Source organism: Marinimicrobium locisalis, assembly GCF_039822625.1.
GTDB classification, from domain to species: Bacteria; Pseudomonadota; Gammaproteobacteria; order Pseudomonadales; family Cellvibrionaceae; genus Marinimicrobium; species Marinimicrobium locisalis.
The window spans coordinates 82,083-109,017 of the sequence record NZ_JBDLLG010000004.1 but is presented as its reverse complement, the minus strand read 5'-3'; the positions used below and the strand labels follow the sequence as shown (position 1 = coordinate 109,017).

Annotated in this window: 20 protein-coding genes; 16 read left to right on the top strand and 4 right to left on the bottom strand. The window is 56.7% G+C overall.

Going from position 1 to position 26,935, the window contains the following annotated elements:
• Positions 1-10 precede the first annotated feature (10 nt).
• From flgL to fliD, 10 genes are all read left to right on the top strand, one after another.
• Positions 11-1,621 (top strand): flagellar hook-associated protein FlgL, encoded by a 1,611-nt coding sequence (gene flgL, locus AAE514_RS04295; protein WP_347330276.1) that lies wholly within the window; start codon positions 11-13, stop codon positions 1,619-1,621.
• A gap of 11 nt (positions 1,622-1,632) precedes the next feature.
• Entirely contained in the window at positions 1,633-1,959 is a 327-nt protein-coding gene (locus AAE514_RS04290; protein WP_347330275.1) for a flagellar protein FliT, read from the top strand.
• A 186-nt stretch (positions 1,960-2,145) separates the two neighbouring features.
• Positions 2,146-3,147, top strand: coding sequence for a UDP-N-acetylglucosamine 4,6-dehydratase (inverting) (gene pseB / locus AAE514_RS04285; protein ID WP_347330274.1), 1,002 nt, complete (start codon positions 2,146-2,148; stop codon positions 3,145-3,147).
• On the top strand, positions 3,144-4,310 hold the full coding sequence (pseC, locus tag AAE514_RS04280) for a UDP-4-amino-4,6-dideoxy-N-acetyl-beta-L-altrosamine transaminase (RefSeq protein WP_347330273.1): 1,167 nt from the start codon (positions 3,144-3,146) through the stop codon (positions 4,308-4,310). The genes pseB and pseC overlap by 4 nt, the downstream gene beginning before the upstream one ends.
• A 3-nt stretch (positions 4,311-4,313) precedes the next feature.
• Positions 4,314-5,432, top strand: coding sequence for a UDP-2,4-diacetamido-2,4,6-trideoxy-beta-L-altropyranose hydrolase (pseG, locus tag AAE514_RS04275; protein ID WP_347330272.1), 1,119 nt, complete (start codon positions 4,314-4,316; stop codon positions 5,430-5,432).
• Positions 5,433-5,452: 20 nt separating this feature from the next.
• Positions 5,453-6,109, top strand: coding sequence for a formyltransferase family protein (locus AAE514_RS18560; RefSeq protein ID WP_430623876.1), 657 nt, complete (start codon positions 5,453-5,455; stop codon positions 6,107-6,109).
• Positions 6,099-7,160: a pseudaminic acid synthase gene (pseI, locus tag AAE514_RS04270; protein WP_347330271.1), complete on the top strand. Its 1,062-nt coding sequence runs from the start codon at positions 6,099-6,101 to the stop codon at positions 7,158-7,160. The genes AAE514_RS18560 and pseI overlap by 11 nt, the downstream gene beginning before the upstream one ends.
• 222 nt (positions 7,161-7,382) lie before the next feature.
• Positions 7,383-9,143 carry a flagellin N-terminal helical domain-containing protein gene (locus AAE514_RS04265; RefSeq protein WP_347330270.1) on the top strand — a complete coding sequence of 587 codons (1,761 nt, stop codon included), beginning with the start codon at positions 7,383-7,385 and terminating at the stop codon, positions 9,141-9,143.
• 56 nt (positions 9,144-9,199) lie between these two features.
• Positions 9,200-9,604 (top strand): flagellar protein FlaG, encoded by a 405-nt coding sequence (locus AAE514_RS04260; protein WP_347330269.1) that lies wholly within the window; start codon positions 9,200-9,202, stop codon positions 9,602-9,604.
• A gap of 271 nt (positions 9,605-9,875) precedes the next feature.
• Positions 9,876-11,897 (top strand): flagellar filament capping protein FliD, encoded by a 2,022-nt coding sequence (gene fliD, locus AAE514_RS04255; RefSeq protein ID WP_347330268.1) that lies wholly within the window; start codon positions 9,876-9,878, stop codon positions 11,895-11,897.
• A 58-nt stretch (positions 11,898-11,955) separates the two neighbouring features.
• On the opposite strand, the gene AAE514_RS04250 is transcribed toward fliD, so the two are convergent.
• The 3 genes from AAE514_RS04250 to AAE514_RS04240 all read right to left on the bottom strand — a co-directional run bounded on the left by AAE514_RS04250 (position 11,956) and on the right by AAE514_RS04240 (position 16,698).
• Positions 11,956-14,028: a motility associated factor glycosyltransferase family protein gene (locus tag AAE514_RS04250; protein ID WP_347330267.1), complete on the bottom strand. Its 2,073-nt coding sequence runs from the start codon at positions 14,026-14,028 to the stop codon at positions 11,956-11,958.
• Between the two features lie 219 nt (positions 14,029-14,247).
• Positions 14,248-15,045, bottom strand: coding sequence for an SDR family NAD(P)-dependent oxidoreductase (locus AAE514_RS04245; protein ID WP_347330266.1), 798 nt, complete (start codon positions 15,043-15,045; stop codon positions 14,248-14,250).
• A 36-nt stretch (positions 15,046-15,081) separates the two neighbouring features.
• Positions 15,082-16,698, bottom strand: a complete 1,617-nt coding sequence (locus AAE514_RS04240; protein WP_347330265.1) for an aldo/keto reductase — start codon at positions 16,696-16,698, stop codon at positions 15,082-15,084.
• A gap of 318 nt (positions 16,699-17,016) precedes the next feature.
• Here AAE514_RS04240 and fliS point away from each other — a divergent pair, with 318 nt between their 5' ends.
• From fliS to AAE514_RS04220, 4 genes are all read left to right on the top strand, one after another.
• On the top strand, positions 17,017-17,412 hold the full coding sequence (fliS, locus tag AAE514_RS04235; RefSeq protein WP_347330264.1) for a flagellar export chaperone FliS: 396 nt from the start codon (positions 17,017-17,019) through the stop codon (positions 17,410-17,412).
• 2 nt (positions 17,413-17,414) lie between these two features.
• Positions 17,415-17,690: a hypothetical protein gene (locus AAE514_RS04230; RefSeq protein WP_347330263.1), complete on the top strand. Its 276-nt coding sequence runs from the start codon at positions 17,415-17,417 to the stop codon at positions 17,688-17,690.
• A gap of 317 nt (positions 17,691-18,007) precedes the next feature.
• Entirely contained in the window at positions 18,008-19,453 is a 1,446-nt protein-coding gene (locus AAE514_RS04225; RefSeq protein WP_347330262.1) for a sigma-54-dependent transcriptional regulator, read from the top strand.
• Between the two features lie 309 nt (positions 19,454-19,762).
• The gene (locus tag AAE514_RS04220; RefSeq protein ID WP_347330261.1) at positions 19,763-22,477 is read left to right on the top strand and encodes a di-heme oxidoredictase family protein; all 2,715 of its coding nucleotides are present in this window, start codon (positions 19,763-19,765) and stop codon (positions 22,475-22,477) included.
• A gap of 68 nt (positions 22,478-22,545) precedes the next feature.
• Here AAE514_RS04220 and AAE514_RS04215 read toward each other — a convergent pair whose 3' ends face one another.
• Positions 22,546-23,835 (bottom strand): DEAD/DEAH box helicase, encoded by a 1,290-nt coding sequence (locus tag AAE514_RS04215; protein WP_347330260.1) that lies wholly within the window; start codon positions 23,833-23,835, stop codon positions 22,546-22,548.
• A 385-nt stretch (positions 23,836-24,220) separates the two neighbouring features.
• Here AAE514_RS04215 and AAE514_RS04210 point away from each other — a divergent pair, with 385 nt between their 5' ends.
• Positions 24,221-25,459 carry a sensor histidine kinase gene (locus AAE514_RS04210; RefSeq protein WP_347330259.1) on the top strand — a complete coding sequence of 413 codons (1,239 nt, stop codon included), beginning with the start codon at positions 24,221-24,223 and terminating at the stop codon, positions 25,457-25,459.
• A gap of 24 nt (positions 25,460-25,483) precedes the next feature.
• Positions 25,484-26,929: a sigma-54-dependent transcriptional regulator gene (locus AAE514_RS04205; protein ID WP_347330258.1), complete on the top strand. Its 1,446-nt coding sequence runs from the start codon at positions 25,484-25,486 to the stop codon at positions 26,927-26,929.
• Positions 26,930-26,935: the final 6 nt, after the last annotated feature.

The following is a 26,935-nucleotide window of genomic DNA, read 5'->3' as shown; positions in this document are numbered from 1 at the left end:
AGGCACTGCCATGCGTGTTTCTACATCACAAATCTACAATATCGCCGACGTCGGCATGCGCAATGCTCAGGCGGCGATCAACAAAACCAGTGAGCAGATCAGCACGGGCAAGCGTGTGCTCAGCCCGGCGGACGACCCGGTCGCTGCGGTGAGCATTTTGCGCCTGAATCAAAATCTGGGGCGCCTGGAGCAGTACCAGAAGAATGTTGACGAGGCCCAGAGCAAGCTGGATCAGGAAGAGGTGGCGCTGGACTCCATCGTCAGTTTGCTCCAACGGATGAAGGAACTGGCGGTAAACGCGGGCAATACCGGGGTAATGACCCCCACCGACTACCAGTCCATGGCTGCGGAAGTGGACAGTCGCCTCAGCGAACTGTTGGACCTTCAGAATACACGGGACTCGGCCGGGCAGTATATTTTTGCGGGGTATCAGGGTGATACCAAGCCCTTTGTAAGCGATGGGGGCGGGAAGTTTAGCTACCATGGCGATGAAGGACAGCAACGCATTCAGGTGTCCGAAAGTGTGTCGGTAGCGGTCAGCGACTCGGGGAAAGACCTGTTTGTGGACGTGCCCAGTGGCCACAATACCTTCAATACCAGCGCCAGCCCCGCCAACAAAGGCGTGCCTCCGGCGGAAATCAGCATTGGAGAGGTGGTCGACCAGGAAGCCTATGATGAGTTTTACCCACGAGACATGACCGTCACGTTCAACGCCCCGGAAGCGCTCTCGCCCCCGAAGCCGAACTACACTATCACGGATGACCGCGGTCGAGTCCTTATGGACAAAGCCCCTTATAGCCAGGGAGAACCCATAGAAATTAAAGGGGCGCGGTTTTACATTACCGGCCAGCCGCTCGGGGGGGAGCCGGCGGTGCCCGGCACATTGGACTTTGGGGCCGTTGCGGCCACGGACTTTACCGGGTCACCGGAGACGGTGACCCTCACCGTGGGAGGCCGCTCCGAGACACTGGTGCTGGATCGTCCGGTCAGCAACGCCGCTGATTTGGCGGCGGCGTTGAGTAGTAGCACCGAAACCACAGCCGGTAGCGGAGCGGACCGCAACGCTGAACGTTTGGCAAACTTGGGTGTTACCGTTGATGCCACGGGTTTGAGTGTCCCGACTGGCCAAAACCTCACAGTGGGTAGCGGCACGGCCAATACCGATGCCGTTTTCGGTTTTGCCACTCAAAACGACGGCAGCACCTCCAACGATGGAGCTCTGGCCGAGCCCGGAGACACTTTTCAGGTGAATGCCAGCAATAATCAGGGGCTATTGACAACTCTTTCTCGATTTAGCGAGGCCATGAAGAACGTAAAGGGTAACCCCGAGAGCAAGGCCGAGTTGAGTGACGTCGTGGGGCAGACGTTAACCAACCTTGAAAATTCCATGACCCACCTGACCGCAGCCCAAGGGGAGCTGGGTGCAAGGCAGAATACCCTCGAATCCACCCAGGAGTTGCTGTCGGAGACCAAAATCCATAATGAAGAGTTTCTTGCGGATATAGAGTCTCTTGATTACGCTGAGGCTTCCACCCGTTTGCAAATGGAAAGCATGGTGCTAAGCGCGGCGCAACAGGCCTTCGTGAAAGTCAGCGGGTTAAGTCTGTTCAACTATTTGTAAAGGCATTATTCATGACATCGGACGAGCTTTTGGCACCCCTGAACCAGCTCCAAAGTCACACCCAGAAGCTGCTCAAGCTCGCCGAAGCGAGCCGTTGGGACGAGTTTGAGGCCCTCTCCGCTCAGCGCGAGGCGTTGCTCGCGCAGGTGAACGAGGGCGATTTTTTGGTCGAGGTCGCCAAGGCGGGGTTGGAGCAGCCCTTTCGGGAGAAAGTGGCCGATATCCAAGCGCTGAATGATCGAATCACCGTCCTGGCCGAGACCACCAAAGCCGATATCGCCGCCCAACTCAAAGAGCAGAATCACCAGGAAAAGGCCGTGAAAGCCTATAAGCCGTAGCCTCTCTGGGTGCTGTCGCTTACATAAACAAGAATGACGTTAAGAAAGCTGTGCCGGCAACCCCCCCCCCTGGCGGCTATTGCGTGGCACATACCCCCGAAGTTGGTCTAAACTTTGCTCAGCCTTTTGTGAATGATGGTTAACAGCCAGAAAAATGACGCACATTGACGGGCAGAGGAAACCACCTTGTTTGATAATGCATCCGTACTCATTACCGGCGGCACGGGCTCTTTCGGGAGACTGTTCGTTAAAACCATCCTGGCCCATTATCGTCCCAAGCGACTGATTGTCTTCTCTCGGGATGAGCTCAAGCAGTATGAAATGCATCAGGAATTCAATGCCCCTTGCATGCGTTACTTTATCGGCGATGTCCGAGATAAGGAGCGCCTTATGCAAGCCTTTCGGGGGGTGGACTATGTCATTCATGCCGCTGCTTTGAAGCAAGTGCCGGCGGCCGAATATAATCCCACGGAATGCATTCGCACCAATATTAATGGGGCGGAGAACGTCATTCGAGCGGCCATTGATAACGAAGTCAAAAAAGTGGTGGCCCTCTCTACCGACAAGGCGGCTACTCCCATCAATCTGTATGGGGCGACCAAACTGGCCTCGGATAAGTTATTTGTGGCGGCCAACAACATGGTGGGCGCCGAGTTTCCACGCTTTTCCGTGGTTCGTTATGGCAATGTGGTCGGCTCTCGAGGGTCGGTTGTTCCCTTTTTCAAGAAGTTGGTTGATGAGGGCGCAACGGAGATTCCCATTACTGATCCGGAAATGACGAGGTTCTGGATTACGCTGCAGCAAGGCGTGGATCTGGTCATGAATGGTTTTGCCCGAATGTACGGTGGTGAGATATTTGTACCCAAAATCCCATCGATTCGAATTACCGAACTGGCCGAGGCGATGGCTCCGGGGGTCCCGCACCGAATCATCGGCATCAGGCCGGGCGAAAAACTTCACGAGCAGATGATTCCCATCGACGATGCTTATCGAACCCTCGAATTTAAGGATCATTATGTGATTATGCCCACCATCAAGTTCATGGATACCGATGTCCGATTTGATAAAAACCGTCTGGGTGAGCTCGGGTCCCCGGTACAGAAGGGGTTTTGCTATGATTCCGGCACTAACCCGGACTTTATGACGGTGGATGAAATTCGCAACTTGAACGAATCGTTGACGCCATGATTCCTTACGGTCGGCAGCACATTGATGATAAGGATATCGAGGCCGTGGTCGAAACATTGCAGTCGGACTTTCTGACGCAAGGCCCCTGTGTCCCGGCCTTTGAACAAGCTATCTCTGACCGGGTTAACTCCCGCCACGCGATTGCGGTCAACAGTGCAACCTCTGCGCTTCATTTGGCATGCCTGGCATTGGGTGTCGGATCGGGGGACCGCGTGTGGACAAGCCCCATCACCTTTGTGGCCAGTGCGAACTGCGCGCGAATGTGTGGGGCGGAGGTCGACTTCGTGGATATTGACCTGGAAACGGGAAATATGTCGGTATCGGAGTTGGCCTCGCGCCTGGAAAGTGCCAACGCCCGCGGTGAGCTACCCAAAGTGATCATCCCCGTGCACCTGTGCGGCCAGCCCTGTGATATGCGGGAAATTCATGAATTGGCCCAGCAATACGGCGTTCGCCTTATCGAAGATGCCGCGCATGCCCTGGGGGCAACGTATCAGGGCGAGCCGGTCGGGAATGGGCGCTATAGTGATATTACCGTCTTCAGCTTCCACCCCGTCAAGATGATTACCACCGGCGAGGGAGGCATGGCCTGTACGAACCATTCGGAATTGGCGCAGCGAATGGCGGAACTTAGAAGTCACGGTATTGTGAGAGAACCCGAGCGAATGGCCTTTCAAGCCGACGGCCCCTGGTATTACGAACAGCAGGCGTTGGGTTTCAACTATCGGATGACGGACCTACAGGCGGCCTTGGGTTTGAGCCAGCTTAAACGCTTGGACGACTTCGTCGAACGACGCCGAGAACTCGCCGAGAACTACCGCACAGCCTTGGCCGACCTGGCCATTCAGCCTTTGGTACAGAGAGAGAACCGCGAATCCTCCTGCCACCTTTACGTTATCCGGCTTCCTTGGGTGGCGTCTCTGGAAGAGAAGCGCCGCTGTGTTCACTTGCTTCACAGCGAGGGTGTAGGCGTTCAAGTCCACTATATACCTCTCTATCGACAGCCCTACTATCGTGAGTGTGAGTCGAAAATGTCCCTCCGCTGGATGGGCGCGGAGGCCTATTACCGAGAAGCGATTAGTTTGCCGCTTTACCCTTGGCTGAACAATACAGAACAGGAGCACGTAGTCGATGTTTTACATCGTTTGGCGAGTCACCTCTAGGGCGTGAGTATTTCTCGTGCGGGTCAAGTCGTGGTCTTTCGGGCTGATGCGTCTGTGACCATCGGTAGTGGCCATGTGATGCGCTGCCTGACGCTGGCTCATGAACTGCGTGAGCGAGGCTGCTACTGTGTATTTGTGCTGCGGCCTCTCACGGGGAATATCGCGGCAAGGGTGGAGCAACAGGGGTTTGACTGCCACCTGTTGCCGCCGGGAAGCACGTCGACTACGGGCAATGGCACAGCCCATGGACATTGGCTGGAGGCAGGTTGGCGTGAAGACGCCGAGCAAACTCGACAGGTGCTTGAACAATACCGAGCTCGAATGCTGGTGGTTGACCACTATGCGCTTGACCGGCGATGGCAAAGGGCCGTTCACCGACCGGGCCTGAAAGTAGGTGTGATCGATGACTTGGCTGATCGGCCCCATGAGTGCCACTGGCTGTTGGATCAGAATTTGGGTCGGGAGCTTGGCGACTATCGCGCTCTGGTACCCGACCCCTGTACTTGTCTGATCGGTCCCGACTATGCACTATTGCGACCGGAATTCCGGCATTGGCGAGACAAGTCTTTTGCCCGGCGTGAGCGTGTGTTCCGCCCCAAAAAGCTATTGATTACCATGGGCGGTGTGGATCGAGACAATGCCACCGGGAAACTGCTCTCTGCGCTGGCGGACGGCGGAATACCAACAGGCATGGAAGTAGACGTTGTCCTCGGTGAAACAAGCCCCTGGGTGGAATCAATCCAGGCGCAACTGGATGAGCTGCCGGTAGCGCACCGTCTGTCCGTCAATGTGGAGGATATGGCTCAGCGGCTTGCCGAAACGGACTTGTGTATTGGCGCTGCGGGCAGCAGCGCCTGGGAACGATGCTGCCTGGGTGTCCCATCCTGGGTCGTTGTATTGGCCGACAACCAGCGTCCTATTGCACAGGCGCTGCAAAAGTCAGGTATCGCTCAAACACTTGAACCGGAGAAGGAAGGCTATCATTCGTTGATACAGCAGCTCAACGCTCCTGCGGCGCTTGCGCAACAAATGCGCGCGATGACCGAAGCCTGCAAACAGGTATTTGATGGCGCTGGGGTGACAAGAGTGGCAGACGCTGTGAAGTGGTCTCTGGTTTCATAAAGTAGGGGGAGAGTCTCGCGGTGGATGTGGCTATTGTTTGCTCTGATGTAGAACACCCGGTGGTGCCGTGGCTGCGAGGTTGGCTACAAGAAAGGGAGAGCGATCACCCCGGAATCTTGGTCCAACAACTGAAGGACGCTCCCGCGGCCCGGGTGCTTTTTCTGGTGTCGTGTAGTGAATGGGTTGACGAGATCACGAGATCCCGGTTCGACCATGTCATTGTGCTGCACGCCAGTGATCTACCCAAGGGGCGAGGGTGGAGCCCCCACGTATGGGATTTGCTGAACGGTGCGGAGGCTATTACTGTTTCCGCGATAGACGCCAGCGACCCCGTTGATTCTGGGGCGGTATGGGCAAAAAAGACGTTTGAGGTCCCCCCTCATGCCCTATGGAACGAAATACATAGGCGTCTCTTTGAGGCGGAGTTGGATTTGATGGAGCAGGTACTCCACCAGATCCAACGGGGCGCTTCGCCAACTCCTCAGCCGAGGGATGCAGAGCCTACTTATCATCCTCGACGCCGACCGGCGGACAGTGAAGTCGATCCAGAACTCCCCCTGAGAGAGTTGTTCAACCGAATCCGGGTGATGGATCCGGATCGGTACCCAGCGTTTTTTCGCATGCACGGTCATACATACACAATTACGCTGCAAAAGCGGGACGAAAATGATGTTTGAAATTGCCAAGCGAACTATTTCCGCCGAGCAGGCTCCCTATATTGTGGCTGAGCTCTCCGGCAATCATAACGGCAGCCTGGAAAGGGCGCTTCGGTTGATAGATGTCGCCAAGTCGGCCGGGGCGGATGCCGTCAAACTGCAAACCTATCGCCCGGATACCATTACGCTGGACTCTGGTTTGCCGGACTTCCAAATTACCGGTGGGTTATGGCAGGGGCGCACTCTGTATGAGCTTTATGAGTGGGCCCATACGCCCTGGGAATGGCACAAGCCCTTGTTCGAGCACGCCAGGCGCCAGGGGATCACGATTTTCAGTTCGCCCTTTGACCCGACGGCTGTGGACTTACTGGAAGAGCTCAATGCACCCGCCTATAAAATAGCCTCTTTTGAGGTGATTGACCTGCCGCTGATTGAATACGTGGCCGCTACCGGCAAGCCTCTGATTATTTCAACGGGAATGGCTTGTCGGGAGGAGATCGCGGCGGCGGTCGACACGGCGAAGAGCGCGGGATGTCGAGAGCTGGCACTGTTACATTGCGTCAGTGGCTACCCCGCGCCCGCCAGTGATTATAATTTGCGCACTCTTGTTGCGATGCGGGAGGAGTTTGGGGTGCCCGTAGGGCTTTCGGATCACACCACGGAAAACACCACCGCCATCGCCGCAGTCGCTCTCGGGGCATGCATTGTCGAAAAGCATATTACCCTGGACCGCCAGGGAGGTGGCCCCGACGATAGCTTTTCGCTGGAGCCCGAGGGCCTGGCGGACCTCTGTCGGCAAGCCCGCACCGCCTGGGAAGCCTTGGGGCAGGTGGACTACGGGCGTAAATCCAGTGAGCTGGGTAATGTGAAGTTCCGCCGGTCCCTCTACTTTGTCAAAAGTTTGACGAAAGGGGAGGTGATTACAGAGGACGCGGTGCGAAGTGTACGCCCTGGTTATGGCTTACCTCCGGCCATGTTGCCCTCGGTGGTGGGTCGCCGGCTTCGGGTTTCAGTAGAGGCGTGCAGCCCCGTCTTGCCAGAACAGTTGGAAGAACAAGGGGTTGAACGGTAGCCTTTGAGCCTCTTCGGTATTTATAACCCATTGAAAATAAAGGAATTTATCCTGACATCCTGTCGCCTAATAAATTTCTGGTAAAACTCCTAAAGGTATTGCCGGTTAAGTCGAAAACCTTTATAGAAGACCTGGTGCGCGTGTTCCCAGGCTTCACTGTCCGACTAAAGATCCACGGCTGGTAAAGCCTGTGAACCGGAAAACTAAATTAGGAGAAAGACTATGTCTCTCGTCATTAACACCAACGTTGCCTCTTTGAACGCTCAGCGTCAGCTGATGCAATCCGGTAACGCACTGGACCAGGCTACTGAGCGCCTGTCTTCCGGTCAGCGTATTAACTCTGCCAAAGACGACGCCGCCGGCCTGGCCATTGCCAACCGTATGACCTCTCAAGTTCGAGGCCTGGACCAAGCGGTGCGTAACGCTAACGACGGTATCTCAATGATCCAGACCGCCGAAGGCGCCCTGCAGGAAGGTACCAACATTCTGCAGCGCATGCGCGAACTCTCCGTTCAGTCCGCTAACGGCATTTACTCTGATACTGACCGTGGACGTCTGGACTCAGAAGTTCAGCAGCTCAAAGTAGAGTTGAACCGTATCTCCGAGCAAACCACCTTTAACGGCCAGGCGCTGTTGGACGGTAGCCTTGAAGGCGCGCAACTGCAGGTAGGTTCCGAGCAGTTCCAGACCATCGACATCACCATTGGCTCGTTCACCACCAACGCATTGGGCGGGGCCGCCGCCGATATCGTTGGTGAAGAGTCTACTGGCCTGGCGTCGCTCACGGCTATCTCCGACGATGGTCTGATCATCAATGACACCACCATCAGCTCACTGACAGCCGCGACTAACGTCAATGAAGCATTGACCACTATCAACGCTGACCTGGAAGGTAAAGGGGCCGAGGTCTCTACACTGGTTCAGGTAGAAGGTAACGGTGGCGGTTCCGGTATTCTGCGCGATACCGACACCATTTCCATCCGTTTGGTGGACGGCGATGGCCAGAACCAGGACATCACCCTTACCGGCACCAACAGCATGCAAGAGGTGGTGGATAAGATCAACGCCGGAAGCTCCATACAGGCTTCCCTGGATCAGGACGGAGCACTTGTCCTCTCTGCTGAAGGCGCCGAGAGTATTGAAGTGAACGGTAGCAGTGCCGATGCTTTAAGTGCGGTGGGGTTATCTGACGTCGGTGGTACCGCGGGCTTGGGCTCGAACACGGCCAATGAGTTCTCTCTGGTCGTCAACGACACCAGCAGCAACCAGAACGGCGTTACCATTCAGGCCGGTACCGGCGGCACGGCTGTGGCCGACGACCTGGGCGTCGACTTTAATGACGATGACGGCAACCTTGTCGGGGCGGCTGTGGGCACAGGCTCTGCCGTTGACTTGGCCAAAGGTGACCTGCTTATTAACGGCGTCGCGGTCGGGGCAATTTCCGTAGTAGCCGCTGACACAGCCGCTGATAACGCCTCGCTGATCGCTGAGAAAATCAACGATATTTCGTCTGAAACCGGTGTTGTTGCGACGGTTGGGACTAACAACGAAGTGAGCCTGCGCTCCAGCAGCGGCGATGAGATCTCGGTCGAGTACGGTGAAGGCGCTACAGACGCTGATGTCTTCGCGCTAACCGGTCTGCAAGAGCGTAACGCCACTGAAGGCTTGGGCTCTGTCGCCAGCCTGGACATTAGCACGGCCGCCGGTGCCCAAAAGGCCATTGGTATCCTGGACAACGCCATTGACCAGGTAGGCCAGACTCGCGCGGATTTGGGTGCGGTGAACAACCGGCTGGACTTTACGGTTGCGAACCTGACCAACATCAGTGAGAAAACCTCCGCGGCACGCTCTCGAATCATGGACGCTGACTTCGCGGCGGAAACGGCCAACCTGAGTAAGTCGCAGGTACTGCAACAGGCGGCTCAGGCCATGCTGGCCCAGGCTAACGCCCGGCCCCAGCAGGCTCTCCAGCTGCTGCAGTAAGAGGTCTGGTCAGAACCACCGGGGTAACCCGGTGGTTCTCTTGAGAGGGCAATGAAATGAGTGAAGTGAGTTTTCTCCAAAGCAGCGCTAGCTATGAGTCTCCGGACCCCAAGCGCCTGCGCCCGGCTTCACCGGATTCAACCCGTCAAGCGGCAGAAGAGGGCGGCAAGGTATTGCCGCCCTCCGTTTCGTCTATACCCCAGCAAAATAGTCGATCTTCTGAAACACAACAGCTGCCTGAAGTCGAGGAAGCCGTTACCCAGATGAACGAGTATATCCAATCGACCCAGCGTGATTTGCGCTTCAGTATCGATGAGGAATTGGGCGAGACTATTGTGAAAGTGGTGGACCGGCAAACGGACGAAGTTATTCGCCAAATTCCGGACGAGGTGTTCTTGGAGCTCGCCCGGAGGCTACAAGACAGTATGGAGCCACTCCACTTTTTCAATGAACAGGCCTAACGACAGAGTCTGAATCTATGGACCAACGCAATAGGGTGCCTCAGGGCACCCTTTTTGCATTAAAACAGCGATGGATGTTGAGGTGACGATAAATAAGCCATTGGTTGGTAGCTCTGCCTAAAGTTTAATCAAAACCGGCCGAAACAGTAAGTAATGAGGGTAATAGCCAATCGCTGCCCACAAGCTGCGAAAAACGGCGGCGTTTGACGCCAAAGTTATGTATAGGCGCTTCCCGAGCCGACTATCGGTAGTTCCGATCATAGAGGTTAGTATGGCCAACGAGATCACAAGCAATATTATCAGCCAGTTGGGCGGCGGCTCCGGCATTGATACCCGTTCGCTGGTCAATCAGTTGGTGGAACTGGAGCGGGCCCCGCAAGAGCAACGGCTTGACCGACGAGAGCAGCGTCTTGACGCTCAGATCTCTGGTCTGGGCATGTTGCGTCAGGCGGTCGATGAGTTCGAAGGCTCTCTTGAGGCTTTGGCGAATCCCGACACGTTCAACGCCAAGTCCGCCTCCATTTCAGACACGACTTTGATGGCGGTCAACTCGCTGGAACCGGATGCAGTGCCGGGGAACTACCGGGTAAAAATTGACCAGGTAGCCCAGTCGCAGTCCCTCAGCTCGGGGGCCTACGCGAGCCTGGACTCCGAGGTAGGTACCGGATCGCTGACATTGCGCTTTGGTGACTGGGTCAGCGGGGCTTTTACTGTGGATGCAGAGGCTCAAGGGGCCACCATTGAAATTGATGACAGCAATAATAGCTTGCGAGGGCTGCGGGATGCCATCAATGATGCGGGCACTGGGGTTCAAGCCAGTATTGTCGGCAATGAGGGCAGCTACCAGCTGTTATTAACCGGCCCCACGGGGGCGGAACGAGAATTGGAAATTACAGCCACTGAAGGGGCTGTCGCGGGGTTGGCAAACTTTAATTACAATGAAACTCAGCAAAATCTGACTCAGCAGCAGGAGGGGAAAGACGCGATCTTGCGCGTCAATGGCCTCCAAGTCACCCGGACCACCAATACCATTGACGATGTGATTGATGGTATGGAGTTTGACATTTTCAACAGCAGCACCACCGAAGAGATCAGCATTAACGTAAAGGAAGACCGTAGCCAGTCCGAGCAGGCCATTCGTGACTTTGTCGAGAGTTACAACGCATTTTATGAGGAAGTTCAGTTTCTCACGAGTAACTCCGAAGGCGAGGACGGTCAAGGAAGTCTGCGTAATGACACACTGGCGGACAACCTGCTTCAGAACATCCGTTCCACCTTGGGTTCGCAAGTGGCCGGTGTGGAAGGAGGTTTTAGTGCCTTATCCACTATCGGTATCCGCACAAAGCTGGACGGTACTCTGCAAATTGTCGAAGATGGGAGCAAAACAGACTTCCAAGCGGCCATGAGTAACCATTTTGAAGCGGTAAAAAACCTATTTGTTCCCGATACGCGGTCTTCATCCAGCAAAGTCAATGTCATTGATTACAGCGCAAAGAGCCAGGCCGGCGAATACGACGTGAATATTACCCAGGAGGCCACCAAGGGGGTATACCAAGCCAGCCCTATAACCGTGGCGTTCCCCCTGGATACCACCGGCAAGGATTACAGCTTTACCATTGCGGTGGATGGGCGAGAGTCGGCTCAGATCAGTCTGCCTGACGGAAAGACGTATAGTAACGGAGACGAGTTGGCGGCGGACTTTCAAACCCTGATTAACAGTGACGCCAGCCTAAAGGAAGGGTTTGCCGAGGTGTCCGTCGTTTATGATTCAGGGACAAACAGTCTAAGTTTCGAATCCGACCGTTATGGCGCATCCAGCACGGTGGAGTTCGTCAGTGTTGGAGCGGATACCGCGGAACTGGGTGTGACCGCCGGAGCGGGAACGGGGGGCCAAAACGTCGCAGGCACTATTGATGGCCGAGAGGCATTTGGCTTTGGAAACATCTTGCGCCCAGCGCTGGGAGATCCAGCGGAGGGGCTCGCCATGGAAGTGTTGCCGGGCGCAACCTCGGCAACCATCGGCTTTTCGCGGGGCGTAGGTTCCACCTTGATGGGAAGTCTGGATACTTACCTAAGAAGCTCCGGTCTCATAGCTGAACGTGAGAGCAACCTGAAAGATGACTTGAGCGAAGTGGCCGAAGACCGAGAGGACTTGGATCGGCGGAGTGAGTCGTTCCGGGCCATTCAAGAGGCCAGATTTCGGTCGATGGAGCAAATCGTTAGAAGCTTAAACAGCACGGGAGACTTCCTGGAAGGCCTGAACGATCGCCTGCCGTTTACCGCCGGAGAGTAAGGCCTCCTGTAAAGGCCGGAGCGGAAAGAGCGTTACTTTTTTCGCTCCGGCTGGAGGATCAGCCCTCCAAAGCCTCCCCAATATTGGCTCGTCGTTGATCGTTGTCCAGAAACCCTTTCCGCAGTTGCTCCAGTGCCTCGTACAGGTAGGACTTGTACTCCGAGGCGACGACTTCGAACACTGTCATAGCCTTAGCAGAGTTACCGCCTTTGTCCAGCGTCGCCTGAAGAAGTAGATTGAAGGTATTAATGCTCCCCTTTAAGAGCATCTGATTGGCTCTGTCCTCGACGGTGTTCTTCGCAGCACTTTGCATAACATTGTGAATCCGGTCGACAATGTCGTTGGCTGCCGAATGAGACTCCGGCTTACGGTCAAGAACGGTGATGATCTTGGTGAGAATCTTCTCGGCGGGTTTGAAGTCCGCTTCAATTCGCTTTGATAAGGCAGCGCTCTCAAACGGCTCGGTGCTGAAGCAGTCTTGAAGCAGTCTGTCGGCCACCTGAGGCGTGGGGGTAGTGGGGGCGTCGATAGAGGCGTCGTTGTAACGCAGGGGGGTGGCCCCATGAATCAGGGCACCGTTGCTGGTGTTGTAAAAATGATGGCCGGGGCTCTTTTCGATGAGCTCTTCCATGTTGACTCTCGAAAGATTCAACGTCCGGCTCGTCAGCACCTCTCCCCCGAAGTTACCCTGTACCGGCGTGTTGCTTTGGCTGTGCAGGGTCTTACTCAGCGTTTCATTGTATTGCTTTTTAAACCGATAATACGTCGAACGCTTGGAGTGGTGTGATTGGGTATCCGGCGAGCCATAATCCACGCCCACTAAATAAACCTCTTTAAAGCCCAGTGCGATGGCTAAGGCAGCCCCCGCATTTGTCACAGTCGGGTTACAGTTGGGTAGCTGAACGACGCTGTGCCCCCGTTTGATCAACTTCTGGCTATAAGTGGAGCCCAAATCGTTTGGCTTCATGAACATAACTTTCTGGTCAAACAGGCGAAACACCTCTGGATGAACGGTGTTTAGGCCCACTAGCCGAATGTCTTTTCGGAACTCCTCTGTCGTAGAGCTGGAAAGAAACTCGCTAATCATCAATAGCCTTTCTTGCTCTATGTGGAAGTCGGGGGTAATGCCCATGTGAGCAAGGGAGCCCAAGGTGGTGCCGCAGGAGATAAGTATCGCCTTGTCTTTATTTTCTCTCAAAAATGACTCGGCCGCATCCAACGACGGGCCGTTGCCTATCACGAAGGCGGGCAGGGGCTCTTTCTTGCCCGAAATTTTTGAGTGCTGAGTCAGGCATGGAATATTGTTCTTTACATTGTTAATGGTATGGGCGAGCCCCACCCGTTCGTCGTCGAAATAGCCCTGAACGGCCAGTGACCGACTTAGCTGTTTCAGAAGAAGGCGAGTGCTTTCAGACGTCCGCTCGGTTTGGAGGAAGTCGAACAGGTAGGTGGTGACCGCATTGTAGGGGCCGATATTCTCCAGGTGTACTTGCAGGGCGTTGATGGCCGCGCTTGGCTCCTGCCCCACCTGGAGGTTCAGGGAATAGCCTTCTTTTGCAAAGTGCTGGGCAGTCTCTTCCCAGTCCAATGTATGCAAGGAGCAGAAGAAGAGGTCTTTGTCCGGCTCTATTATGAACAGGTGGCGAACGTCTACTTTTTCCAGTAGCAGGGGGATGTGCTGCCCCATGCCTACGCCGGCGACGACCAGCAGCTTTATTCGCTCAGGGTTTTCGGCGGAGTTGAACCTGGGCAGTTGGCTGTTGAAATACTCAATCGCTGTATTGCTTCTACGAATAAAAGGTTCCAGTTCCAGCAAGCTTTTTTTGATCGTTGAAAAGCCGGTGGCGTAGCGTCTGGGGCTTTTTAAAAAGTCCTCGACGGCTTTCTGGTGGAGTTCCTCTGGAGGCGCCCCATAAACGAACTTTCCCGTCCCTAGGTTTATTAAGTCCAAGTGCCCGGATTCCGTGAAACTCAGCTTGAGGGACTGAGGGGCATAGTTCTTGTATTCATCGTAAAGATCGGGAGCCGCTGACGAAAGAAACCGAAGGTTCTTTTCGAAACGCTGTGAAAGCATGAGCTGCTGTTGGTGGAGCTCGGTCTGGCGGATTAGCTGGTTGAGGTCGTTGCTCATAGTATGCCGCTTTTTCCGTTTGAAATAATACATGCATCAGAGAAGGTTACCTGGCCAGGTATGCTTGCCGCTACCAATGGCCAAGGCATATGTCACGTTAACCTTAAGCAAGGCGCATGCCACCTTAAGTCGACACCGTGAAGTGACTGACCGGAAGCAAGATCCGTGGTAACGGCGGCATGTAAAAGGCCAAAACGTTGGGCCCCATAGCACGAGTGCTCATCTGAACGCCGTCCAGCCGCCGTCCACCGGGAGATCAATGCCGGTAATGAAGCTGGCCTGGGCGCTGGCCAGAAAAACCACGGCCCCGCCAATTTCCTGACGTGAGCCCACCCGGCCCAGCGCTGTTTTCATGCTCAGCGCACGGGTGAAGTCGGGGGCCCGCTCGGTCTTATCCCATTGAGGGAAGGGGCCGGGGCTTATGGCGTTTACTCGAATGTGTTCACGCCCCAAATGCGCCGCCAGCCACCGTGTAAGTTGAATAATGCCACTCTTGGCGCTTCCGTAGTAGGGCGGGTTGTAGGGTTCGGACGTTGATTCGTAGAGGGCCGGATCCGGGCTGACCGATCCGTACATGGAGGCGATGTTGATTACCGACGCATCGCCATTGATGGCGACCGCTTTTTTAAGAAGCTCCATCAGCTCGGTGACAATTCTCCAGATGGGGGAGACGGACCCATTGACGGCCTCAGAGAACGACTCTGGCGAAGCGTCGAGCCCGGTTTTGGAAGTGACGCTGGAGTGGGCATTGTTGACTATTATGTCGAGGTATCCAAACTTCTGCGTGAGGTACTGAGCGAGTTCTGCTATGTCGCTGGCGTTGGTAATGTCCGCTTGAAAATATTCTGACGAGAGCGCTTGATGATCAAGGTCTTCTTTTAGCTGTACCAGAGGAGCCAATTGTCGTCCCAAAAACACAACGTGGGCTCCAGCCTGGCAAAGACTGCTTACCATGGGGGCTCCGAGCCAACCGCTCCCCCCCGTCACCAGAGCTACTTTTCCGTCCAAACGAAACATAGTGCGACAGCCATCACCTTACCGATTGTTACAAGGCTACACCCAAAGGGCGGGGTTTAGAAGCCTCTCCGGAACCCTGCCGACCTGCGCCGAGAGTTTGTCGGCCTGTGCGGGTGTCAGGGGTTGGGTCTTGAACAAACGAAGATTGCTGTATAGCTGGGAATGGTTTTCCATACCGATGACCAGGCCGTCAAGCCAGGACTTTGATCTCGCCCAGGCCACGCACAAGTCAGCCAAAGACTCTCTGTGAAATTCCGCTACGAAGTGATTAAGTTGGCTCAGGATGTCCTTTGGGTCTGCTCCGTCAATCACCGGCCATCTATCGAGCTCGCCTAACAATATCCCTTGCAAGAAAAGGCTCCTGGCGTGGACCTCTGGCGGATTTTCCTTCGTCTTTAATGTCTCAGCAAACCCCTCCCACCGCCAGTCCAGTAAATTGTAGGGTATTTGGATGAGCCTGACCTGGCGGTCCTCAAGGGCTTCCAGCGCTTCTTTTGGGGTTTGAACCGAAACGCCCACCGCCTCGACGAGACCTTCTTCTTTAAAGCGTAGAAGAGTTTGCCAAACCGCGCCATTCCATGCCTTTTTGTGTTGAAAGCGGTGTAACAAAATGGAAGGTTTCTTTTCGCCGCCGAGCGCCACCAGTGAGCGAAGAATGCTGTTCTCCGCCGCACTGCTCGCGAGCTCGGAAGAGGCCTCGGGAGGGACCGTTGAGAGTGGGGATAGCTTGGTAACGATGTGGCTTTTTAAACGGTAAGCGCCTTCGGTGGCCCGGCCGACTAATCGCTCAGAGCCGGAGTAAGCGCTAGCGGTGTCGATGGTACGCACGCCGTGGTCAATCGCCGCGCGAACGAGATCAACGGCTTCTGAAGGGGAGGGGGGAGCGGTTTGTCGGATGGTTCCATAAGGAGCCGCTAGCTGAGCCGTTCCCAGCACCAAGCGGGGTTTCCCATAGGGTGCTGTCGGAGAGCCATCCGGGTGTGGAAACCAAAACAGAAGCTCTTTCCAGCCCATGGCGACCGGGTTGGGGGCGCCACGAAAGGCGGCCGACACATTGAGGTAGTCTTCAAAAGTGTCCATGGTGCAACGCAAACTCGCCAGCGTTTCGGGGAACGAGTGCGGGGTGGGGAAGTCGGCGGCTGCCATGCTGCGCAATGGAGGCGTGACGTGTTCCTGATCGAATGAACTATGGGAAGACGCGACAGATCGTTTTAGGGCGCCTAGCCGGAAGGCTTCGACCGACAGCCCGTAGGGGCAAGCCCCAAAGAGTGCCTCCGTATTGACGTAGTCCAGGTTATGCTGGTGTAAAAACGTGATGCACTGTTCAATCAGGTCGCCGTCGGGCAGTAAGTTGTCGGCCGTGAGCCTGACTATGGTGGAGTCATTATTCATGTCTGAGCAAGCTTCAATGAACCGTAACCTCACGTTCTCCGCGGGCCCTCGGAAAGTGTTGATGCCCTCGCGAGAAGCCATTTCGGCCAGCTCGTCGTCCACGGGTCGGGATGTGGTGGCTAGAAGGACCTCGTGCCCCCGGTTGGCGGCGCGTTTTGCGGCGAGTACGGCGCTAGGTACACCCGCAATCGGTAAGAGCGCCTTGGCGGGAAGCCGGGTCGAGTCGGTTCTGGCTTGTAGGATTACTCGAACGGGGGCCATACGGTACCTTTCAGAGTTGGCAGAGTTGGCAGAGTTGGCAGAGCTGGGGACAGAGCCCCTGGTTTGCGGTATTTTTGTTGACTGGTAAGAGTTTACTACAGGTAAATCGGCTTCAGGGGGAGAAGGGGGCGGGGAGGGCGCACGGCAAGGCCAACTGCAAATGGCTAGTCGTTATAAGCGCAGGGGTATCGATAGCTCTTGGAGCCGATAAATTTTTTCACCCTAACCCTTAAAGCTTCTGCCGGGGCCGCCGCTATAAAGTTAGACACAACGAAAATGGCGATACAGCCTATTCACTTAACTTCGCGGAGATCCGGAATGAACGCCTACGCTCGCGCTGCTCAGAATTACTCTTCCGTCAAGGTTCAATCCAGCGTCCTCGACGCCTCCCCCCATCGACTGATTCAAATGCTGTTTGAAGGGGCGCTTGAACGCATCGCTCAGGCCAAGGGCGCCATGCAGCAGGGCCAGATCGCGCGCAAGGGCGAGCGAATCCAAAAGGCCATCAATATTGTCGACGGCTTGCAGGGCAGCCTGAAAGAAAAGAAAGAAGAGGGCGAACTGGCCGATGAGCTCAACGAGCTGTACGACTACATCATCCGCGCCTTGACTGAGGCGAACTACAAGAACAGCGTCGAGCGCCTGGACGAGTGTGCCCGCCTGCTGGGCGAGCTGAAAAGCGGCTGGGACGCCATTGCCGAGGAGGTTCGCTGATCATGGCTTTGCAGGCGGTGCCTACCCCCGATTACCAAGGCGACGCCGGCCTTGGCCAGATCGCCGAGCTGCGGCGTGAGCTGGTCAAGGCGCTGCGCGCCGAAGATTGGCCGCGAGTGCGCGAGCTGGATAGGGCCTGTGCCGGCCTGGTTGAGCGAGTGATTGCGGCCAACCGCGAAGACCGTTCTGCCCTGGTACGGGTACTGAGCGAGCTCAAGGGCGTTTACGCCAACCTGATAGACCGTTGCCACCAGGAGGTGTTGTCGCTGGCTCTGTAGCCCCACGGGGCGATAGGGCGCGCTTCACCTTCCCCCTCGAGTCGCGACACCCAAAAATTTGACATTAAACTCGTCACTTTTCCGTCAGTCGGGATTGCCCATGATGGAAAACCCTGCCAGAATCTCTTCTTTTGTGATACAAGTCACATAAATTGCAAGTCGTCAAAATCCGCCCTTTCAAAATATCGGCGTCGGTGTCAAAACCGACGGTTATTTGACTGGTGTGGCCTGGTCGACTATTAGTTGTTAACAGGTCCGGCTCGTGAGCGGGGGGCTCTCGGTGTCGATGACAAGAAAGTACAGAAGGGCCTAGTCGAATGTGGCGAAACACACGTGTTTTGGTGGTGGACGATAACGAGAAGCGACGCAGGGAATTGGCGATTATCCTGGAGTTTTTGGGTAATATGGCGCTGGAAGCCGGCTGGGATGGTTGGCATGACGTCCACGACAACGAAGGGGAGGAGGGCGAGCGTGGGGTGACCGCCCTATTTCTTGGACAGACCCCCAAGCCCTCTGAGTTGGAGGCGCAACTTAAGGACATTCGCCAGCGCCAGGAGGACGTCCCGGTCATCCTGTTGGAGGAGAGAGCCTTGCCCGAAGGGGCCCCCGCAGAACTGTCGCGGATGGTCATCGCCACCATAAGCATGCCACCGGCCTATAATCAGCTGCTGGATACCCTCCATCGGGCCCAGCTATACCGCCAGGCTCAGCAAGCGAATCGCCGCCAACCCACCCGTCGGCCGGTACACTTGTTCCGCAGCCTGGTGGGCACCAGCCGGGAAATTCAGCAAGTCCGCGATATGATGGCCCAAGTGGCGGATAAAGACGTCTCGGTACTCATTACCGGTGAGTCCGGCACCGGGAAGGAAGTGGTGGCTCGTAACCTTCATTACAGCTCCCCCCGTCGCGAAAAACCCTTCGTTCCGGTCAACTGTGGTGCCATTCCGGCGGAGTTGCTGGAGAGCGAGCTGTTCGGCCACGAGAAGGGCGCCTTTACCGGTGCTATAAGCTCGCGGGCGGGGCGCTTTGAGTTGGCGGAAGGCGGCACCCTTTTTCTCGATGAAATCGGGGACATGCCGCTTAATATGCAGGTGAAAATTCTTCGGGTGTTGCAGGAGCGGAGTTTTGAACGGGTGGGCAGCAATAAGACCACCACGGTGGATGTCCGGGTCATTGCCGCCACTCACCGGGACTTGGAAGGCATGATCTCCGAGGACCGGTTCCGTGAGGACTTGTTCTATCGTCTGAACGTCTTCCCGATCGAGTTGCCGGCGCTGAAGGAGCGGTCCGAAGACATACCGTTGCTGATCAATGAGCTGATTTCCCGTCTCGAAAGCGAGGATCGCGGTTCCATTCGGTTTAACTCCGCCGCGATACTGTCACTGTGCCGTCACCCCTGGAGCGGCAATGTGCGGGAGCTCGCCAACCTGGTGGAGCGAATGGCGATCATGCATCCCTATGGTGTAGTGGGCGTGCAAGACTTACCCGCGAAGTATCGCCATGTGGATGTCGCTGAAGAGGACTTTGGTGCCGAGAAGGAAGCCGAGGCTACTCCTCAAGCCGGTTATGTCAGCATGAGCGACACTCCCTTGTTACCCGAACAAGGCATCGATCTGCGCGAGTACATCAGCAGCCTGGAAAAGGACTTGATCCAGCAGGCGTTAAACGACTGTGGTGGCGTGGTGGCCCGGGCGGCCGACCGCTTGAGTGTGCGTCGTACCACCTTGGTAGAGAAAATGCGCAAGTACGATTTGCAACGTTAGACGACAGCGGCCCTGGCATCCGGCGGGGCCCACTTCCCAATTCCCCCTCGAATGAATCGGCATCCTCGCGGTGTCCGCGGTTCACTTTACCCCGTTTCCCAAAGTGGGACGACGCTGCCGGACCGCATCCCTAGGCTCCGGGTCAGCAGGTAGTGTTCAACAACCTGGCGATTGCGGCCAGTGGGTCAGCAACCGTGGTGAAGGAAGACCTATCCAAGGTATTAGCAAGAAAGCTCGCAGCTTGGGTGTCCCGTATTGGTACCCAACCCCGATAATCAATAAATAACAGTGACTTGCGAGGAACCGCGAATGCGTTTATTTAGACGTCAAAGTGTGCTTGGCGCACTGCTTCTGTGTATTTTCTCCGTGCCCGCCGTGGCGCAAACCACCAATGTTGCGCTGAACCAGTCGGCCTCCGCCAGTACAGCGGATTTATCCGCCAACAACGCGATCGATGGCGACGCTAATACCCGCTGGGCCTCGGCGGCCCAGACCGACCCTTCCTCTCTGACCGTGGATCTCGGGCAAGCTTACGAGCTATCCCAAGTGGTCATCGACTGGGAAGCGGCCAATGCCGATACCTACGAAATTCGTGCCTCCAACGACGGTAGCCAGTGGGACACACTCGCCAGTCGCAGTGGAGGCGCCTTTGGTGAGCGCACGGACACGCTCAGTGTGAATGGTACCTACCGCTACGTGCGTATGTTCGGTATCAGCCGAAGCGCCGGTAACTACTGGGGCTACTCCATCTGGGAGTTCCGGGTCTTCGGTTCCGAGCCGACACAAAATACCGACTGCGGTACCGGTTGCATCCAGGAGCTGGACGGTGACACGGCCCGGGCTCGAGTGACTGAGGGCGACGTGGTGGACATCCACTACCGTGTTAACGGTGGGGCTCAGCAAAATGTGCGTATGGGGCAGAATGGCTCCGGGTGGTACTACGATATCAACGGCCTGAGCATGGGCGATGTGTTGACCTACCATTTCACCATTATCACCGGCGGGGTGGGGCAGAGCACTGGAGAGCAAAGTCACATTTTTGCCGCCAACGGCTCCAGCCGTTCAAGCAGTGAGAGCTCCTCCAGCCAATCCAGCTCACAGCAGAGTAGCCATTCGAGCAGTTCTGCCAATCTGGGCGAAATCGTGCCGCTGTATGATGACTCCACAACCCAGGAACCGGTGGTGCAGTATGAGACGGATACCGCCTTGATTACTCGCTTTGCCGACCGGGCCCGGGATCGGCACGCCAAGGAGGACCACTTCCAGGCGTACGATCACTACCTGAGTTTTTATTGGGAAGATCGCACCGCTGGCATCGAGATTATCGATGAGGTCGCCAAAGGCGGGGACACGGTTCGCATGAACGTTCGCACGCAATTCAAATTGAGCGATACCGAAGCGGAAAACCGTTGGTTCTATCGTGGCGTCGGAACAGTGGCGGAGTACTGCGACAACGGCACCATGGTGGTGGAGAATAACCTGAACTACCACAAGGAGCGCCGCTATAACTGCCGCGAAGGGCGGCCGATTCAAATCGGTGACAAACTGGAGTTTGAAATCAGCCAGTTTCTGGATGCCAGCGTGCCTAACGGCCGGGCAAACTATTACGGAACGACCTACCTGTACATTGTCGGGGAAGGTCTGGTTCCTTGGGATGTGGGCGGTTCCACACCCGCGGGTGGCGTCAAGGACTCGGTAAAAATTCCCCAAAGTGCCTGGCTCGGGGGTGAAACCACTATCCACGCCGCTACCTCCGGGGAAACCGACAATCACTTTATGCAGATGGCCACCAACCTGAGCTACGATAACGGCCAGCCTTTCATGTTGGGGCGGCGGGTCCTGCACACCTCTTTCGTGGACGGTCGCCACGACGAAAAACCCATCGAAAACCCGGTCTTCAATGAACTGTCGGGCTTGGCCGGGCCGCATTACACCAATGACAGCTGTGCCAGTTGTCATAACCGCAATGGTCGCGCCGCACCAGCCGCAGTGGGGGAGCCGTTGGACAAATGGTCCTTCCTGGTGGCCGATGCCGCCGGTAACCCGCACCCGGCTCTGGGCCGTGTACTGCAGCCTCTTGCCCGTAACGGCGCTCAGAGTGAAGGCGAGGTCAAGATCGGTAGCTGGAGCGAGCAGAACGGCCTGCGCTCGCCCAACTTTCAGTTTGCAGGGGTCACGCCCGAGCGCTTTTCTGCGCGTATCGCCCCCAACCTGGTGGGCATAGGGCTGCTAGAAGCGATTCCCGAGTCCGCCATTCTGGCCCAAGCCGACCCCAACGACGCCGACGGGAATGGCATCTCCGGTCGCGCCAATCGTATTCTCGACCCTCAATCCGGTGACACCCGGCTGGGCCGCTTCGGCTGGAAAGCGGGTACCGTCAGCGTAGAACACCAGTTGGCTAGCGCCCTGAACAAAGATATCGGGGTGATGACCTCTGTGCTGCCTCAACCCGACTGCGGGGCCAACCAGAGTGACTGTGGCAGCAGTGGCGCGGAACTCGCGGACAATCACCTCGCCGATTTGGTGAAGTACACCTCGCTGTTGGGGGTTCGGCCTCAGCGTGACTACAACGACCCGGGCGTTCAGCAGGGGGAGGCCTTGTTCGATAACGTGGGTTGCGCCGGCTGCCACACACCGACTCACCAGACCAGTCAGCACTACCCCCTGGCGGAGTTGCGTGATCAAACCATTCATCCCTACACGGATATGCTGCTGCACGATATGGGGCCGGGGCTTGCCGATAACCTCGGTGAGGGCCAGGCTTCCGGCGCCGAGTGGCGAACCGCGCCGCTGTGGGGGTTGGGGCTGTCCGCCTGTGTGACCGGCGGTGTGACTAACCCGACGGGGCAACAGGGCGACGAAGTTTGCACCCCCGAAGGGAGCTATTTACACGATGGCCGCGCCCGCACCATTGAAGAGGCGATTCTTTGGCACGGTGGAGAAGGCCTGGCGGCGAAGAACAGCTACCAAGCCTTGTCCGGCACGGAGAAGCGAAACCTGATTCGTTTTCTCGAATCGCTGTAACAAAAAAAGGGGGTTGCCGAAGCAACCCCCTTTTCTATGCAAGCCGTTTTTCAATGGCAAGCTACCTCTTAGGCACGTCTTTGACGACGGCTCCTATTCGAGCGGCCGCCCTCATTCTGGCGGGCCCTGGGGTTGCCACTGCCACCTCTGGGCTTGGCCGGGCGGTTTTGGCCCCCCGGCCTTTTTTGGCCCAGTTGAATCGGTTCGGGCTTAATGTTTGGGTCCGGCTCGAAACCGGGGACCACCACCTTTTCCACCTGACTTTTGATCAGCCGCTCGATGTTGCGCATGAAGCTGTTCTCATCCACACACACCAACGAAACGGCCACACCTTCGCGTTCTGCCCGGCCGGTCCGACCAATGCGGTGCACGTAATCTTCCGGCACGTTGGGCAGCTCGTAGTTCACCACGTAGGGAAGCTGGTCGATGTCGATGCCGCGCGCGGCGATATCGGTGGCCACTAGGGTGCGAACCTTGCCGCTTTTGAAATCGCTCAACGCGCGGGTACGGGCGCCTTGGCTTTTGTTGCCATGAATGGCCGCGGCGGTAATGCCGTCTTTCTGGAGTTGCTCGGTCAAACGGTTGGCGCCGTGTTTGGTTCGAGTGAACACCAGTACCTGACGCCAGTCGCCATCGCCAATTAAATAAGACAGCAGCTCACGCTTGCGATCCCGGTCCACCGGATGGATGCGCTGGGTAATGCGCTCAGCGGTGGTGTTGCGCGGCGCCACTTCAATCAGCTCTGGCCGGTTCAGCAGTTTGTCCGCCAGTTGCTTGATCTCTTCCGAGAAGGTGGCGGAGAACAGCAGCGTCTGCTTCTGCTTGGGCACCAGCTTCAAGACTTTCTTAATGTCGTGAATGAAGCCCATGTCCAGCATGCGATCGGCTTCATCCAGAATCAGCGTCTCGACCCGGTCGAGCTGCAAGGCGTTTTGCTGGACCAAGTCCAACAGGCGCCCCGGGGTGGCGACCAGAATATCGACGCCCTTGCGCAAGGTCATCATTTGCGGGTTGATGCTCACCCCGCCAAAAACCACGGTGGAGCGCAAAGGTAGGTGCTTGCCGTAGGTGCGCACACTCTCGTGTACTTGCGCCGCCAACTCGCGGGTTGGGGTCAGGATCAGCGCCCGCACCGGACGGAACTTTTGTCCGGCCACCGCTTTGCGGCTCATGTTTTCCAATAGAGGCAGAGTGAAACCGGCGGTTTTACCCGTGCCGGTTTGCGCCGCTGCCATTAAATCTTTCCCCTGCATTACAGTGGGGATGGCTTTGGCTTGAATAGGAGTAGGTTCGGAGTAGCCCGCGTCATCGAGCGCGCGCAAAAGTTCGGCTCGCAGGCCGAGTTCAGCAAATGTCATGAAGGTTTCCTGCGGCTCATACCACTCCCCGCTAGGGGGTACGGTCTGGGAGAGCCTGCGTAAGAGGTCAAATAAGGCATGCGACGCCGACCGAGGGACGCCGAGGGGGCGGAGTGTACCAGCTTACGCATAAGGGCACCACCTTTCTTAGGTAGATTGGCTGGCATGGTCGCCCTCCGAGCTACCGCCTTGGCGCTGAATATACCCTTTAGACGACGGCTGGTCGGTTCTCGAAAATGACGGGATATTGACTGTGGTATCGAGCGTTGATTCATTAACCTTCTGAAAAACAAAGGTTTTTCAGGTTGGCACCCTCCTTGCAGAAACCAAAACATACACGGCTTTCGCGCCGGAAAATCGAACCCAACACCGCAGGAGTGCTCCCATGTCAGAGGGTGCGTCAACACTCACACAAAAGAAGAAACGCGACCTTGCCGATGTCGTCAGTTTACGCCCGTCGTTCGAGCCCGAACCCGTAGAAGGGGCGAATCAAGCCTTTGATGTCTTCGGTGACTTGTCCCAACAATTGGTGAGCTCTTACGAATTGTTGGAAGACCGCGTGGAGTCATTGAACCGCGAGTTATCCTCGGTCAGCCACCAACGGGGCGAGGAGCTGGCGGAAAAAGAGCAGCTCGCCAACCGTTTGGAAAACCTAATCAACTTTCTCCCGGGCGGGGTAGTGGTGCTGGACTCCTCCGGGCGGGTATCGGAATGCAACCCGGTGGCCCTGGACTTGCTCGGTGAACCCCTGGAAGGCATGCCGTGGCGAGACATCATCGCCCGGGCGTTTAAGCCGCGCAGTGATGACGGACACGAAGTTTCTTTGCAAGACGGCCGTCGCATTCGCATCGCCACCCGCAACCTGGGCGTCGATGGCCAGATCATTCTGTTGACGGATTTGACCGAAACGCGCCGGCTGCAGAGTGAGCTAAGCCGTCACGAACGCCTCTCGGCGCTGGGCAAAATGATGTCGGCGCTGGCTCACCAGATTCGTACCCCTTTGTCCACTGCGATGCTCTATGCCGGTCACCTGCGAGATGGCGAACTCGAAGAGGGTCGCCGGCGGGAGTTTGCCGGCAAGCTATCGAACCGGCTGAACCATATCGAACGGCAGGTGCAGGACATGCTGTTGTTCGTCAAAGGCGATCTGCCGCTGAACGACTACATCACCGTTAGTGAGCTGGAGCAGAGCTTGGGGGAAGCGCTTGAAGTGCCGCTGAGCACCTCAAACAGTCATTGCCAATATCTGAACCACTGCACTCGAGTACGGTTGCGCTGCAACCGGGAGGCGTTGATTGGGGCACTGCTCAATCTGGCAAACAACAGTATTCAGGCTTCAGGCCAAGGCGCCGAGATTCTGGTGGCATTCAATTATGAAGTACTGAAAGGGCAGCATTGGCTGGCGGTGCAGATGACCGACAAAGGGCCCGGCATTGATGCTGAGTTACTGCCAAAAGTGCGCGAGCTTTTCGTGACCACCAAAGCCCAGGGCACCGGGCTCGGCCTGGCTGTTGTTCAGGCGGTGGTCCGCGCCCACGGCGGTGCGTTTGACCTTCAGTCACAGCCGGGCATGGGTACCCAGGCGACGCTCCTGCTTCCCCTGGCGCAACCGTTTACCGAATAAACCGATTACCATTGGAGAGAGGTTATGGCTCAGGCAGCACGGCAAATGGCATCAACGCCAAGCCAACCGCGTGTTTTGGTTGTGGAAGATGACGCCGCTTTGCGCGAGGCGTTGTGCGACACACTGCAGCTGGCGAATTACGAAGTCTGGGAAGCCGACAGCGGCGAACAGGCACTGGCTCGCTTGAGCGAAGACAGTGACTGCCACATGATCGTCTCGGATGTGAATATGCCGGGCATCAGCGGGCAGCAGTTGTTGCAGACCGTGCGCCAGCAATACCCGCAAATTCCCATGATGCTGATTACCGCCTATGCCAGCGTCAGCCAGTCGGTGGATGCCATCAAACAGGGCGCGGTGGATTACTTGGTCAAGCCGTTTGAACCGAAGCTTTTGGTGGAAACCCTGGCCCGTCATCTCGACGGTAGCGGTCAGGCGGGGGATGAGCCGGTGGCCAGCGCCCCTTCAAGTCAGCGCCTGTTGCAGCTCGCGCAGCGCGTTGCCCAGTCCGAGTCCACCGTGCTGATTCTGGGTGAGTCCGGAACCGGCAAAGAGGTGTTGGCGCGCTATATTCACACCCATTCGCCCCGCCACCGCCGGCCCTTTGTCGCCATTAACTGTGCCGCCATTCCCGAGAACATGCTTGAAGCCGTGCTGTTTGGCCACGAGAAGGGGGCCTACACCGGTGCGCACAGCAGCGCCCCGGGAAAGTTCGAACAGGCCAACGGGGGCACCCTGCTGCTGGATGAAATTTCCGAAATGGATGTGGCCTTGCAGGCGAAGTTGCTGCGAGTATTGCAGGAAAGAGAAGTGGAGCGTCTTGGGGGACGAAAGACCATTGCTTTGGATGTTCGTGTCATCGCAACCTCTAACCGGGACATGCGCGAGCAGGTCGCCCAAGGGCAGTTCCGCGAAGATCTCTATTATCGTTTGAGCGTGCTGCCTTTGCAGTGGTTGCCGCTGCGCGAGAGAACCGAAGACATTGTGCCCATGGCCGAACAATTGCTGGCTAAGCACGCCCAGAAGCAGCGCCGGGGCTGGGTAAAACTGGCGGAGTCGGCGCGTGCGGCACTAGCGCGGCACCGCTGGCCGGGCAATGTTCGGGAGCTGGACAACGTCATGCAACGGGCGCTGATTCTGCAGCCGGGGGAGTTGATCCAGGCCGAGGACCTCGCCCTGGATGCCGATTTTGCTTACGCCGAGGCGCCCAAAGAGCCGGAAGTCTTTGCGCCGGCGCCGGTCAGCCAGGCGGGAGCACCGGCCGCCAATTCAGCCCCTCCCGAGCCGCCAACCTCTCCGGTGCTGGGAAACGACTTAAAGCGCCGTGAGTTTGAAATTATTGTGAATACGTTGAATAGCGAGCGTGGCAGCAAAAAGCGAACCGCGGAGCGGCTCGGTATCAGCCCGCGAACCCTGCGCTACAAAATGGCGCGTTTGCGTGATGCGGGCTTTCCCGTGGATGGTCTGGCATAAGGAGCC

Coding starts and splice junctions, on each gene's coding strand:
- flgL (WP_347330276.1), top strand. CDS start 11: ATGCGTGTTTCTACATCACAAATCTACAATATCGCCGACGTCGGCATG.
- AAE514_RS04290 (WP_347330275.1), top strand. CDS start 1,633: ATGACATCGGACGAGCTTTTGGCACCCCTGAACCAGCTCCAAAGTCAC.
- pseC (WP_347330273.1), top strand. CDS start 3,144: ATGATTCCTTACGGTCGGCAGCACATTGATGATAAGGATATCGAGGCC.
- pseI (WP_347330271.1), top strand. CDS start 6,099: ATGATGTTTGAAATTGCCAAGCGAACTATTTCCGCCGAGCAGGCTCCC.
- AAE514_RS04265 (WP_347330270.1), top strand. CDS start 7,383: ATGTCTCTCGTCATTAACACCAACGTTGCCTCTTTGAACGCTCAGCGT.
- AAE514_RS04260 (WP_347330269.1), top strand. CDS start 9,200: ATGAGTGAAGTGAGTTTTCTCCAAAGCAGCGCTAGCTATGAGTCTCCG.
- fliD (WP_347330268.1), top strand. CDS start 9,876: ATGGCCAACGAGATCACAAGCAATATTATCAGCCAGTTGGGCGGCGGC.
- AAE514_RS04250 (WP_347330267.1), bottom strand. CDS start 14,028: ATGAGCAACGACCTCAACCAGCTAATCCGCCAGACCGAGCTCCACCAA.
- AAE514_RS04245 (WP_347330266.1), bottom strand. CDS start 15,045: ATGTTTCGTTTGGACGGAAAAGTAGCTCTGGTGACGGGGGGGAGCGGT.
- AAE514_RS04240 (WP_347330265.1), bottom strand. CDS start 16,698: ATGGCCCCCGTTCGAGTAATCCTACAAGCCAGAACCGACTCGACCCGG.
- fliS (WP_347330264.1), top strand. CDS start 17,017: ATGAACGCCTACGCTCGCGCTGCTCAGAATTACTCTTCCGTCAAGGTT.
- AAE514_RS04230 (WP_347330263.1), top strand. CDS start 17,415: ATGGCTTTGCAGGCGGTGCCTACCCCCGATTACCAAGGCGACGCCGGC.
- AAE514_RS04225 (WP_347330262.1), top strand. CDS start 18,008: ATGTGGCGAAACACACGTGTTTTGGTGGTGGACGATAACGAGAAGCGA.
- AAE514_RS04220 (WP_347330261.1), top strand. CDS start 19,763: ATGCGTTTATTTAGACGTCAAAGTGTGCTTGGCGCACTGCTTCTGTGT.
- AAE514_RS04215 (WP_347330260.1), bottom strand. CDS start 23,835: ATGACATTTGCTGAACTCGGCCTGCGAGCCGAACTTTTGCGCGCGCTC.
- AAE514_RS04210 (WP_347330259.1), top strand. CDS start 24,221: ATGTCAGAGGGTGCGTCAACACTCACACAAAAGAAGAAACGCGACCTT.
- AAE514_RS04205 (WP_347330258.1), top strand. CDS start 25,484: ATGGCTCAGGCAGCACGGCAAATGGCATCAACGCCAAGCCAACCGCGT.